The 11,999-nt window shown below is 54.6% G+C and carries 9 protein-coding genes; 2 read left to right on the top strand and 7 right to left on the bottom strand.

Translation table 11 applies throughout. The features are described 5' to 3' along the window. Positions 1 to 177: 177 nt before the first annotated feature. Positions 178 to 867 carry a hypothetical protein gene (locus tag VXJ35_RS23840; RefSeq protein WP_064023833.1) on the bottom strand — a complete coding sequence of 230 codons (690 nt, stop codon included), beginning with the start codon at positions 865 to 867 and terminating at the stop codon, positions 178 to 180. A 230-nt stretch (positions 868 to 1,097) separates the two neighbouring features. Between VXJ35_RS23840 and VXJ35_RS23835 the strand changes: the two genes are divergently transcribed. Together VXJ35_RS23835 and VXJ35_RS23830 are read left to right on the top strand one after the other, a co-directional pair. Further along, on the top strand, positions 1,098 to 2,015 hold the full coding sequence (locus VXJ35_RS23835) for a DNA-binding protein (RefSeq protein ID WP_064023832.1): 918 nt from the start codon (positions 1,098 to 1,100) through the stop codon (positions 2,013 to 2,015). 71 nt (positions 2,016 to 2,086) lie between these two features. Then, a complete protein-coding gene (locus VXJ35_RS23830) occupies positions 2,087 to 3,718 on the top strand; it encodes a phage integrase family protein (RefSeq protein WP_197496109.1) in 1,632 nt (543 codons plus the stop codon). A 156-nt stretch (positions 3,719 to 3,874) separates the two neighbouring features. On the opposite strand, the gene VXJ35_RS23825 is transcribed toward VXJ35_RS23830, so the two are convergent. From VXJ35_RS23825 to VXJ35_RS23800, 6 genes are all read right to left on the bottom strand, one after another. Further along, positions 3,875 to 4,486, bottom strand: a complete 612-nt coding sequence (locus VXJ35_RS23825) for a hypothetical protein (RefSeq protein WP_064023830.1) — start codon at positions 4,484 to 4,486, stop codon at positions 3,875 to 3,877. Then, positions 4,473 to 5,039 carry an exosortase family protein XrtM gene (gene xrtM, locus VXJ35_RS23820; protein WP_231914931.1) on the bottom strand — a complete coding sequence of 189 codons (567 nt, stop codon included), beginning with the start codon at positions 5,037 to 5,039 and terminating at the stop codon, positions 4,473 to 4,475. Before xrtM ends, VXJ35_RS23825 begins: the two co-directional genes overlap by 14 nt. Before the next feature lie 124 nt (positions 5,040 to 5,163). Then, positions 5,164 to 5,721 (bottom strand): hypothetical protein, encoded by a 558-nt coding sequence (locus VXJ35_RS23815; protein WP_157198362.1) that lies wholly within the window; start codon positions 5,719 to 5,721, stop codon positions 5,164 to 5,166. Further along, positions 5,718 to 5,930 (bottom strand): hypothetical protein, encoded by a 213-nt coding sequence (locus tag VXJ35_RS23810; RefSeq protein WP_157198361.1) that lies wholly within the window; start codon positions 5,928 to 5,930, stop codon positions 5,718 to 5,720. Before VXJ35_RS23810 ends, VXJ35_RS23815 begins: the two co-directional genes overlap by 4 nt. A gap of 22 nt (positions 5,931 to 5,952) precedes the next feature. Further along, the gene (locus tag VXJ35_RS23805) at positions 5,953 to 6,306 is read right to left on the bottom strand and encodes a hypothetical protein (protein ID WP_064023827.1); all 354 of its coding nucleotides are present in this window, start codon (positions 6,304 to 6,306) and stop codon (positions 5,953 to 5,955) included. Then, a complete protein-coding gene (locus VXJ35_RS23800) occupies positions 6,306 to 11,999 on the bottom strand; it encodes an RHS repeat-associated core domain-containing protein (RefSeq protein WP_082881143.1) in 5,694 nt (1,897 codons plus the stop codon). Before VXJ35_RS23800 ends, VXJ35_RS23805 begins: the two co-directional genes overlap by 1 nt.

The following is an 11,999-nucleotide window of genomic DNA, read 5'->3' as shown; positions in this document are numbered from 1 at the left end:
GGGTTTAAATTGACTGCCCGTCGCCGGGAGTCGTTAGATATGCTGATTATTTAGGGAAGCCAGCTACTTCCTTGAACGTTAGCGCGAACCGTTATATCAAAAACCGGAATTCAAACCCGCTGGCTAAATGCATCTGAAATTCACCTGCACGGCATCCCTGCCACGAAAGCTTAAAAGTTAGCCGTACCGCCGCGTGGATTTCGGTGCCACAGCCTCGGTCTCTTCCTCGCCATCTGTCTCGATATCCGCTAGATCTTTCCCATCGTCGGTATCGAGGTCGACACCTTTGTCAATCAAGGCTTGTGTAGCGGTTTCGACTTCGGTCGTCTTGCCGCGGGCACGTGCTTCTCGGTAAGCACTACCGCGGAGGCTAATGATCCGGCGGGCCAGTTTCTGAATCCGCAGTTGCCATTGACGCTCGGTGTCCGCGCGCTTGTCGTTCGGGATGATGTTGCTTAGCCAAAGGGTGTCGACCAATTTCATGGCGTCGTCCATTTTCAGCATCAACGAGACGAACTGCGACACCTGAGGCGAGACAATTTCGATATCGTACCGACCGGGATTACTGTATTTGGGCGTTCCGGAAACACCGTTATCGTCTCTCAATTTCTCCAGCCGCTCGATTTCTCTCAGCAGATCTTGAGTACACGCATCGATCAACCCGGACACCGCCTCTTGTACCTGATCGATATGGTCCTTTTCGCCGATGATGTATAAAATCGTGTCGATCATGTACAGCGCGGACACGACGGATTTGAAGTAGCGTTGATGGACGCGTTTGCTATATTCGCTGTTGAGCACCAGCGACTGCGTAAAGCTGGGGCGACTATAGAGGTCTGTTCCGGATCCGGATTGGGTTTCGGCCATGGCTCACCTTCCTTTACTAAATTGAAAGGCTGCCATGCTAGCGTATTTGAAAATTCAAACCCGCTGGCTAAATGCCTCTGAAATGCACTTTGCCAGCGGGTCAGCTTCTGCATATTGCCACCCCTCCATCTGAAACGGACCAACGAAAAGGTTAGATTGGCGTGCCGGTCCCTGTTGCATGCCGTGAATTTCGTGCGAAGATGAATCATCTGTGAATTATGATTTCATCCATGTCTAATAGAACCGATACCTATGCCCTCGCTTACGAATGCTGCGATACCGTGTTAAGGGAAGACGGCCGCTTTCCGACCATCGACGCTATTCGGGATCGAATCGGTGTGAATAGTCCGACCGTGATCAGCCGAGCCATCAAAGACTGGACACTGCATTTCGCCAACAAGCACAAAGAAACCTTCGAGAGGCCGGATATGCCGGCCGTAATGTTGGATACAGCCGTTTCGCTCTGGCAACTGGCCCTGAAAGAAGCCAGTAAACAGTTTGACGAACAGCGACAACAACTCGAAGAAAACGCCCGTAACGACCAAGCGCTGATTGTCCAATTGCAACAGCAGCTAGTAGACCAACAAACCCAATGGGACACCGAGCGATCGCAACTGAGCCAACACAACGAGGAACTTCGGCACACGAATGCCGAATTGGCGACTGCGCTGGCAGAGGCACGCCAATCGCTCAGCCACACCAACGCCGAATTGGCGAGCACCCGAGAAGCGTTGTCCAGAGCGGAAGGCAGTTTATCGACATCCAAAGCGGCACTGCAGGCACAGGAATCAGCCTGGTCGCATCGCTTCGATCAGCAACACGATTGGCATTTGGCTCGCATTGAGGAAGAAAAGAACGCTGCGCGTCAGGAACATGCACGGACCATTACCGCACTGGGACGCGAGCTGGAGGATTTTAGACTCGAACTGGCCACGGCTCAGGCGCGGATTACCCAATTGATGCAACAACTCAGCGATCGACATGAACACCAACTCAAGTGGGAAGCCGATCTGGCCACCTTACGCGCGCAATTAGCTGCTCGGGAAGTGGAGCTTCAGGCCGAGAAGGACAAATGCCGCCGATTGCACGAATTGGTCAGAAAGCAACGCCGGCCGGCCCAGAATACCCCCGATAAGGCGGCCGGATGACCCCCAACGAACTCGGATTACTACGGGGATGGATACAAGGCTTATCCTGGCCAGTGCTCGGTGAGGCGTACTTGGATGACGCCGGTACCGCTGAGACCCGTCGCACCGTCATGGCCCTGTCCCGCACCCTAGCGCACAAAGCCGAGCTGTTGAATTTGACGGCCGATGCAGCCATTTGGCAACAGCCGTGCACCGGCAGTGCCGAGTGGATTGACAAAGCCTTGAAGTCTTTGGATCGCCTGAAAAGCAAACCGGCGCCATTGCCACAACCGAATGAAGCCTGTAGCCGTTGGCTGCCAGCCGCGGCCGCGGCGCGCTTAGCGCAAACCGAAAACATTCACAGCCTGAGCCAGTTGGCGGATTTCATCAACCGACATGGCCAGCGCTGGTGGTCGCAAATCCCGCGCTTGGGCCAAACATCCGCCACCGAGATTCAGGCTTTTTTTGCCGATTATGCGGAGGTATTGGGCCTCAGTCTGGATTTGGCTAGAAAACCCCCGGCACGCCCCCCGGTAACAGTGGGTTCGTCCGATATCGCCCCCATCGAACGATTCCGGCCACCCGAGCATCTGAGCGGGCAATCCGGCTCAAACCGCGCTCCGGTCGCTAGGTGTCTATTGGACGCCGGCAACGATTTCGAGGCGATTTTGGCCTGGTTGTCCTTATACGACGCTGGAACCCCGACCCATCGCACCTACCGGAAGGAAATAGAGCGGTTTTTGTTGTGGGCGATCTTTGAGCGCGGCAAGGCGATATCGTCGCTGACCACGCCGGATTGCGCCGAATTTCGCCGTTTCCTCGAAGACCCGCAGCCGGCCGAGCGTTGGATCGGTCCCTCTGGACAACGTTGGTCACCGCAATGGAAACCGTTCAAAGGTCCGCTGAAACCTAGTAGTGCTCGCCAAGCCGAAATCATTCTGAGTGCCTGCTGCGACTGGCTGGTAGGCCAGCGCTATTTGGACAGCAACCCCTTCGCCGGCTTAAGCAAGCGCGGCTACGGGCGGCGCCAGGGCACCGATCGATTACTGTCTCCCCCACTCTGGGACTATTTGATTGGCTTTGCCGAACGGCAAGCCAACAACTCCGCTACCCCGGACAATAAGCGGGCCGATCACCGGCGAACCTTGTTCATTCTGCGCTTCGCTTACTTGACCGGTTTACGTCTTCACGAATTGACCAAAGCGAGAATTGGCGATCTGGAACGCCTCACCGGTTACGACGGCGACCAATGGTGGTTAAACGTCGTCGGTAAAGGTAAGGTGCATCGCCAGGTCCCGATTGCTCCGCAGCTGATTGACGAAATCAATGCTCATTTGCGAGACCGGCAACTCAAACCAATTGGTTATGCTGCGCCGAACACCCCGATTGTCGGCAAATTACGCAATCGCTTAAGGGATGCGCCTGACGACGCGCAAAGCGCCGTTTTCCTCAGCGAATCGGCGCTGTACCAAAAGCTCAAGGCCTTTTTTGAAGCCGCCGCGGACGATATCGGTCCAACCGACCCTGTCGCGGCGGACAAAATCCGCCGAGCCAGTACCCATTGGCTACGCCATACGCATGGTAGCCACGCCGTTTACAAAGGGGTTCCGCTGGAAATCGTGCGGGACAATCTCGGCCACAAAAACATCGCTACTACCTCGATTTATGTACATTCCGATAAAGACTCGCGGTACAAAGCCATATTGGGAATGTCAGGTGATTAAGGCATTGCTTAGTGGGTGTTGTATTGTGGAAGCGACCGCTTTCGGGCGATGAAACAGAAGGTCTGGCCGGCTCTTTACGACCCAAACCGGCCAGTCAAATTTTTCTGTGAATCCGATCAAGCAAGGTCAATTTCATAGAAAGCGGACGTTCGTTGATCAAGCTCGAAGAATGGCTCGTTGTAACGTAATACACAGCCAAGCGGCTGCAATCGCCAGTAACCAGCGGCCGCCCATTTCGCAAAACACCATCCAATCCACGAACCAGGGTACCTGGCGGGGGTTGATGCCCGATTCGGCAATGTCTTGAAACGATATTTCCAATTTGCCTAATAGCTGTGCCGGTAAAGTCGCCATGACGACCAAAACCGCTGTCAACAAACCCAATCCGATCAACACTAATCGTTGCCGCCAGTGTTGCACCGGCCACACCAGCAGAATCGAACCTTCGATCACCAGCGGTACGAAGCTATGCAGCAAATGAGCGGATGACTTCAACACATTGCTGGGCGGAATGAAATGGCTGGCGTTCAAATAAACAGGCCGCAACACCCAGGCCGACAATTCAATCGAATAATCCAGTTGGGATTGCGCCGATTTCACCATCTTTAAGCCAGGGGATAAGTTCGGAGCCATCGAGATCATGACCGCCTTTAACAGCGGGAACAGCCCTTTTGCCAGCCATTCTCCAAAATACAAAACCAAGCCGGACAATACTAGCCAGGCCAGCAAGCCTCTCCGGGTCAGAACAAACAGCTCACGCCGGCTCATGACTTTGATTCGTCGAGCCAAACGCCCACCAGGCAAAATAGAAACACCCCAACACCACCATCAATGTCGGTGCCACATAGGTATGAATCAGCTGAAACCAGCCGGGTTGGTAAGCAATGACAAAATACAACGCAAAGATACGCAGTAGATTGAGGCTATAAATCAAACCGATGCCCAGCAATAAACCGAGCAGTTTCCGCTTTAATCCGGACGGAAAAACCAGTACGGCGGACACCACCAAAAACAACACCCCGGCACCGTCGCAGCCGCGCACGATTTCTAGATCGGCCTTGGCCGAAAGCAAATGATTTTGCTTGGCCAGTACATGCTCCAACGGAGCTAGCCAATTGACCAGATCGGCGCAAATTGCCACCACGCCATGGTAGTAGATGACATTGGCAAGCAGATCGACCGGAATCTTGAAGTAGCTGTAGTCAAGCAATACGTAGCAGCCTACGAATAGCATGAATTGTAGCCATTCACGGTACCCATTTGAGTGAAGTCGTTTAGGACTATTATCAACTGCCGGCTTGGTTTTTGATAGTTGAGGCAATATGTTCTCTATGTACGTTGGTAAAATCGTGGTTTGCCCTGATTCACGATTGATGCGGTTCCTTCCACCGCATCTACCGCGCTGCCGTCGGACTTGTTAATAACACGCCTCCGATTAAGCTTCGCTAATCGGAGCTACGCGGACTCGCCTCCAGTGCTTGCGAGTTGAATAGAGATTTGCAAAATTTCTTCAGATCATCTTTCTGGCTTCGAGAAATTAACTTAATTAATTTTAAAATTATAACTCCAAATGCAAGGAGTAAAGCTGTGCCTCCTAGCGTGATACCGACATTTAAAAGTGAATTTGTCAGCTCTGATGAAGACGGGAATGTAATCAATAAATAGACCGCATTCACCGCAAAGATAATCAGACTTATAAATACCAAACAAAACCAAATTAAGAAAAAGTATTTTGGATACCATGCCATAATAATTCGGCCTGTGACTACTGTTTCTTTGCCAGCTTTCCGTATAGCTCCTTTAAAATAGTAGAGTGGCGGCCAACCAAAAAATGTCGTTAACTTTTTGATAAAATTAACTTTTATAACTGTGATATTTATATCTACTCTATAACCAGACTCTGAAAAAATCGAGGTACCCATTTTAATTTCTTTATTCAAAAAAAACTGTAAATCCTCCTCCCCGAGAATAACTTCCAAAAGATGCTTAATGGTAATTTTCATTTTCTCACCGAATTCGACGCAGATAAACCGCCACCTAAGCTCCAACTTCCACCAATCGACCCGGCACCACCTATGTTATAACCAAGTCCAATATCAAGTGATCCGCCGCTAAATTCATTTTTTTCATTTAAATTTACCGTTGCACCAACCATTCCCCAGTGCGCGCTAATGTCTGATTTTCCTACGACCGATGCGCCTGACTGCAGCATCCTATCAGCGCACCTTATCGCGTTATTTCGATAAAGCGGCCTTTGTAAGCTCTATTAAGTCCGGCAGATTATCAGTATTTTTTACTTCTTTTTCTCCAACAACTGTTAAAAACGCCACAAGCTTATCAATAAGCTCTCCTGATTTGTTTCTTTCCATAGTATTTTCAATATTGACTGCAAGATTCTTAAAGTTCAAAAAGCCAAAATACGATCTTTGCTTTTCAATAACGGACAATGTTAATAAGTAACCATCTGAATCATAGGCAGAATATGTTCCTTTTTGCACATCAGTCGGCTCAAGGTATGAGCAAGCGTCTTCTAACGTTGAAAACATGTTGATGTCCATTCCCTCGCATACAATTATGGGTAGTTTCATTAGAATCTATCCCATACGCTAGAATCAGGACTTTTGGATTCCCAGGGCCGGTGTCGACCAATGCCTTGACCTGGTATAGTTTGCCCCGTTTGGTCAACCCCTCTCCTATGATAGTGAGGTAACTCGCCGTATTGATTTCCCGTTCGATTGCCCCATGGTGCTAGACGGAAATCTCTCCCTATGCTCAACTCGCCTCCAGTACGGAATCCTATTGCATGGATAGCAACTCCAGAGACGGCACCTGCCATATAAGCACCAGAAGACAAATCAACGGCACTATTAGTGTTCATCATCTCTCGCACAAAATAGGTACCTCCAAAAGACAGCACATCGCCAAAACCCGCAGAAAAATCTACGATACTTTGAGGAAGGCTTGGAAGATTAAAACTCTCTGCGCCCAATCCGGTGGGATCAACCAACATAATCGGATTTCCCCCGACATAGGCATACAGGTTGAGTCCGCCGTTGTGCCCAATCGGGTCTTCGCTGATAAACCGCCCAAGGTTGGCATCGTAATACCGTGCCCGCATGTAGTAAAGGTTGTTCCCCTCGGCCTGAATACCCACCTGCCCGGCATATTTAAACGGCTGAGCGATGGTTTCGGTTTGCGCCATCAGTTTGCCATACGGATCATAGGCATAGGTATTGACGGTTTGCTGGCTGGCATTGGTGAGCGCTACCGTATGCCCGGTGCCGTCGAAGTGGTAGACGTAAAGTTGGCCGGTGGCGGCGTCGACCATCGCGGTCAGGCCTTTACCGTAGATGTAGTATTTGCTGATGACGTTGCTGTTGTTGGCTTCGGCCAGCAGGTTGCCGGCGGCGTCGTAAATGTACTTAGTGACTTGTCCGTTTCTGGTGGCTTTGATGCGATTGCCGATGCCGTCGTAGACGTAGCTTTGGTTGCCCTGGCTGATCAGGCGGTGGGCGTAGTCGTAGGCGTAGTTGGTGGTGCCCTGGGTCTTGAGCTGGCCTTCTTGATCGTAAGTCAGCGCGGTGCTGTTTTGCTGGGTCAGTCGGTTTTTGGTGGTGTTGTACGTGTAACTTTGGCTGTTGTTGATCAGTTGTTCGGGTAACTTGGCTTCGTTGACCACGGCCTGGGTGCGGTTGCCGTTGGCGTCCAGGGTGTAGGCGTAGCTGGCTAGGGTGGCGTTGCCGCTGGTCTTGTGGCTCAGACTGGTCAGCCTATCGGCGTTGTCGTAGCCGTATTGGGTTTGGCTGGCATTGAAGCGGGCGGCTTGGGTCAGCCGGCCGGCCGCGTCGTAGCTGTAGGTTTCGGTTTTATTCAGCCAGTTGATGGTGACGCTGTTGAGCCGGTTCAGTGCGTCGTAGCCGTAGCCGACCGTCTTGTTGCCGGGATAGGTCAACTGGGTCAGGTTACCGGCGGCGTCGTATTGGTAGCTGACTTGGAAGCCGTTCGGGTCGGTGGTGCCGGTCAGCCGGCCTGCGGCATCGTAACTGTTGCTGGTGGTGCCGGTCGGGTCGGTCATCGTGGTCAGCCGGTCGAGGTTGTTGTAGTCGAAGTTGACCGTGCTGTTACCGGGGTAGACGATCTGGTTGAGCTTGCCGCTGGCGGTGTAATTGCTGGTGACGACATCGCCGTTGCGGTCGGTGTGGCTGACGGGGCGGCCGGCGTTGTCGTAGGTCGAGCTGTTGATCTTGCCGAGGGGATCGGTGCGGGTCAGCAGCAGGCCGCGCTTGTCGTATTGGAACTGGGTCACGGCGCCGGCCTGGTCGGTCAGGCTGGTCAGGCGGCCGATGCCGTCGTATTGGCTGGCGACGGCGGGATGGGTGCCGGTCTTGGCAGCGGCCGGATGGCCGTTGGCATCGTAGGTGTATTGGGTGGTGGTGTTGCGGGCGTCGGTTTTGCTTTGGACCAGACCGGCGACGGTGTAAGCGGTGGCCGTCTGTTGGTTCAAGGCATTACGGGCGGCGATGGGGTGATGTTCGGCGTCGTAGTCGATTTGGCTGGCGTGGTTCAGCGCGTCGCTGACTTGGGTCAAGCGCAGTTGAGCGTCGTAGCCGAAGCTGGTGGCCTGATTCAGCGCGTTGAGGCTTTGCGTGGGGTTGTGGTTGGCGTCGTAGCTGATTTGGGTCGCGTGGCCCAAAGCATCGGTGGTTTGGATGACGTGGCCCTGGCCGTCGTATTGGGTTTTGGCGATCTGGCCCAGGGCGTTTTCCACCGCCACGGTGCGGCCGCTTTGGTCGTCGTAATAGTAAGTCGTGCGGTGGCCGGCCGGGTCTTGTTCGGCGGACGACAGGCCGGTGTAGTGCAGTGTGTACAAGGCGTTGCCGGTTTCGCGGGGGGCGGTTTGCTGGGTCACGCGGTGGTGATCGTCGTAGACGTTGCTGACGATCACTTGGTTGACCGGATCGGTGACGGTCAGGATTTGATGCTGGGCGTCGTAGCCGTATTGCCAGAGTTTGTTCTCCGGGTCGCGGAATTGGGTTAGGTCGTTGCCGGTGTAGCTGTAGGTCACGGCCCGGCCCTGGTTGTCGGCCACCTGAGTGAGTTTGCCGGCGGTGTAGCTCAGGGTCAGGGTGCGGTTGTAGGCATCCTTGACCTGGGTCAGCAGGTCGCCGGTGTAGGTAAAGCTTAAGGCATTGCCGTCGATGTCGGTCAGGCTTTGGATGCGGCGGTTGGCGTCGAAGGCCAACACCGTGCCGAAGCGTTCGCTCAGTTTGTAGGTGCCGTTGGCGTTTTTGATCAGTTGGGTGGTAACACCTGGCGGGGCGACGAAGCTGCCGTCGGGCAATTGCCGGTAGCTCAAGGCCCGGTCACCCAGTTGGACGCTGACGGCTTTGTCCTGCAACTGGTCGGTGGCCCATTGCGCCACCAGCGCGCCGACGGTCCATTCCTTCAGGGAAGGCTGGGTCGGAGACATCAGGTCGCGGCTGACATATGCCGCCACGATCAACGCGGCGGCGTCCTGCGGGCTGCGTAGGCCGAGGGCGGTTTTGACGTCGCTGTGCTGGTTCAAGCGAATGTTGTAGCCGTGATTCCAACCCTTACCCAGCCCGGCCGAATCCTGATTGACCTGCTGGCTGTTGTAGCTGCGAGCGAAGCTTAAGCCGCGCGGGCCGTTGCCGCCCAGGCTGAGATCGACGGCCTGATTTAGGTAGGCGCCGCTGCCCAGATCGACCGGGTCGGCGCCCTTGGGGGTGGCGACGTTGCCGGCGGGCAGTTGTAGCGGCGTGTAATAGCTTTGCGCCACAGGCGTATTCACCGAGCCCAGGAAAGAGCCATAGCCGCCGTTCAGGCCGCCGCCGATGATCATGCCTTGGCTGCGTTGGTTGCCGTTGACCCGGTAGTCTATGTAACCATTGCCGTGCCAGCTGTTGAGAGTGACTTGGCCGTTTTGCGGCAAGATCAGCGTGGCGCCGGCGTTGATCCGCGCCAGTAATTGCGTGTAGTCGTCATTACCTGGATTGTTGGACGAGTAACCGCTTAACTGTCCCCAGACACTGGCAAAATTGCCGCTGTTAGCCGAAAAGAACTTTTGGCCGCTTTGATTGTTGAGGTGGAAAACTTTGACGGTGGACATCGCCGGCTGGCTGGCGCCTTGCAGTTGCTCCAGGACCGCGTGTTCCATGGCACTGGCGATCAAGCCCGAACTCTGGAAGGTGCCTTCGCCGGCAGTCGCGCTCTGCGGTAGCGTGGACACGAACTGGGCTCTGACATCGACGAAATAACCGTCTTCCTGACCGACGATACCGAAGCGGTGATGGCGGATGGCGCGGTTATCGCTCAAGGTGTTCAGCAGATCGTCGGCCAGTTGAGTTTGTTGCATCCAACTTTGGCCGAAGATGTTCAAGGTTTCGCTGACCACTTCGCGGGAGGTGTTGGCCGCGCCTTGCCCGGTCAGTTGGTCCAGATAGCGTTGGCGTTCGCTCAATAGGCTGCTGTCATGGTCGCCGCCAAAGGCCGAGGCCAGTACGTAGGAGCCGGTGCGCTTGAGCGTGAAGGTAGCGCATTGGTCGCCGTATTTGGCGCCGGTAAAGCAGGGATTGCTGACCGAGGCGCTGTAGGGATGGTCTATGCTTAAGGTGAGGCTTGTCAAATTACCGGAGGGAGTGCCTTCCGATAGCAACAGGGTATCGTCCAGATAGAGTTGGGCCACCGGCGTGCTTTGCACCGCGCCGGTCAAGGCCACGGTTTGGGTGCCGATGGTGCTGCCCTGGTAGCTGAACGTGAGGGTCAAGGTAGCGTTTTTACGCCCGGCCGTCTGGCCGATGCCGGTGAATTTGACTTTTACCGGAACGCTGCCGTTATTGGCGGGGATGTTCTGGGTGCCGCTGCCGGACACGAATTGAAACGCGCTGGCATTCGTTCCGCTGATCGTGCTGGTGACCTGGATCACGACACTGTTGGGGTTGCCGGGATTCCAGGTAAAGGTCGGACCATCCTGGCCGGGACTAACGGTGCCGAAATCCACAGCTCCAGCCGGCGGCGGATCGATAGGCGTACTGTCTCCGACATAACTGATGCTGAGTTTTTTGCCGGCAATTTGTGGAATATTCAACGTAGTGTCGATCGCGCCGTGTTGCAGACGTACGGTATGAATGTAACCGGCGGGAATTTCGGCCCAGGCGGTTTGCGTCGGTGTACCGGCGAACGGCAAGCCAGCCGGCAAACTGCTGCTTTGGTCGGGAACGATGTTCAAGCCGCCGATGATGTCGCGAACAAAGGCGTTGGGGTAATTTTGTTTGAGTTGACTAACCAGCTGAGTCGTCAAGTCGTTCAGTTCGGCATTCAGGTTGGCGGTATTCAGGCTTTGGATCGAATCGGTACCCAGAAAGCCGCCGGCCGCACTCAACAAAGCAGTTTTGTCGTAACCCATCGCGGTAGCCAGATTGATGCCGGTCTGTTTGTTGCTGGGTTTAAAAGCGGGGTCCAGCGCCACGTTGGCGCTGTTGATGTTGGCGACGACCCAAACCCGATCCACAGTCAGGCTGGTACCATTAACGATAGTCGCGGGAATACCGCCCGAGCCAATGATATTGCCGATACGGCTGGCATCAGCATCGGTCCCCAGCCAGTGCGCCATGTCATTATTATTGGCTGCTGAAAGGGGAATGCTCATGCTGCCGTATTGGTAATTCGCGGTGTAACCCGCTGCCCGCAGCAATTCCACCAGCACGGCGGCCTGATCGAAGTCGTTGCCGCTACGTTCTTTCAAGGTTAGATACGGGCCTTTCAAGGCACCGTAATAGGGGACGTAAGTAAAGTAATTGCGGACGAACTGGTAAATGCGGCGGGGATCGTTTTCCAACGCAGCCGCCAGTTGGCTAAACTCGGTGGCAGCGGGCACCAACGCGGCGGCGGTCAGGATTTCCGTTGCAGCCAGGGTTGCCGAGGCTTTGGCTGCGGTAGTAGCCGCTTGCCGGCTTTGCTTCGCAGCTTGCTGGTCGCGTTGTTGAGCCAAGGTTTGTTCGCGTTGCTCGATAACGGCCTGAGCCGCTTCGGGAGACACTGGTTCCGCAGTCTGGTTGACCCAGCCGGCCGGAGATGTTGGGGTTTGGCCCCGTGAGTGCGACTCGGCGACGGCCTGCGCCACGGCAGGCAATACCCATTTCGCTGGCCCGGTGTCGCTAGGAGCCGCCCCGACCGAAACAGCAAAGCCCACCAGGCAGATTAGCAACAGATGTGAAACAAACAGGCGCACGGAAGCACCCGAATTCCTTGGCATGTTCAT

Origin of the sequence: Methylomonas sp. DH-1, assembly GCF_046097555.1 — a bacterium.
In the GTDB taxonomy this organism is placed as follows: Bacteria; Pseudomonadota; Gammaproteobacteria; order Methylococcales; family Methylomonadaceae; genus Methylomonas; species Methylomonas koyamae.
Note: the sequence above shows the minus strand (reverse complement) of the source record. Positions and strands in the feature narration are given on the sequence as shown.

What these genes read in the sequence shown, in the direction of transcription:
- VXJ35_RS23835 (WP_064023832.1), top strand. Translation starts at nt 1,098, where the DNA reads ATGTCTAATAGAACCGATACCTATGCCCTCGCTTACGAATGCTGCGAT.
- VXJ35_RS23840 (WP_064023833.1), bottom strand. Translation starts at nt 867, where the DNA reads ATGGCCGAAACCCAATCCGGATCCGGAACAGACCTCTATAGTCGCCCC.
- VXJ35_RS23815 (WP_157198362.1), bottom strand. Translation starts at nt 5,721, where the DNA reads ATGAAAATTACCATTAAGCATCTTTTGGAAGTTATTCTCGGGGAGGAG.
- VXJ35_RS23825 (WP_064023830.1), bottom strand. Translation starts at nt 4,486, where the DNA reads ATGAGCCGGCGTGAGCTGTTTGTTCTGACCCGGAGAGGCTTGCTGGCC.
- VXJ35_RS23805 (WP_064023827.1), bottom strand. Translation starts at nt 6,306, where the DNA reads ATGAAACTACCCATAATTGTATGCGAGGGAATGGACATCAACATGTTT.
- VXJ35_RS23810 (WP_157198361.1), bottom strand. Translation starts at nt 5,930, where the DNA reads ATGCTGCAGTCAGGCGCATCGGTCGTAGGAAAATCAGACATTAGCGCG.
- VXJ35_RS23800 (WP_082881143.1), bottom strand. Translation starts at nt 11,999, where the DNA reads ATGAACATGCCAAGGAATTCGGGTGCTTCCGTGCGCCTGTTTGTTTCA.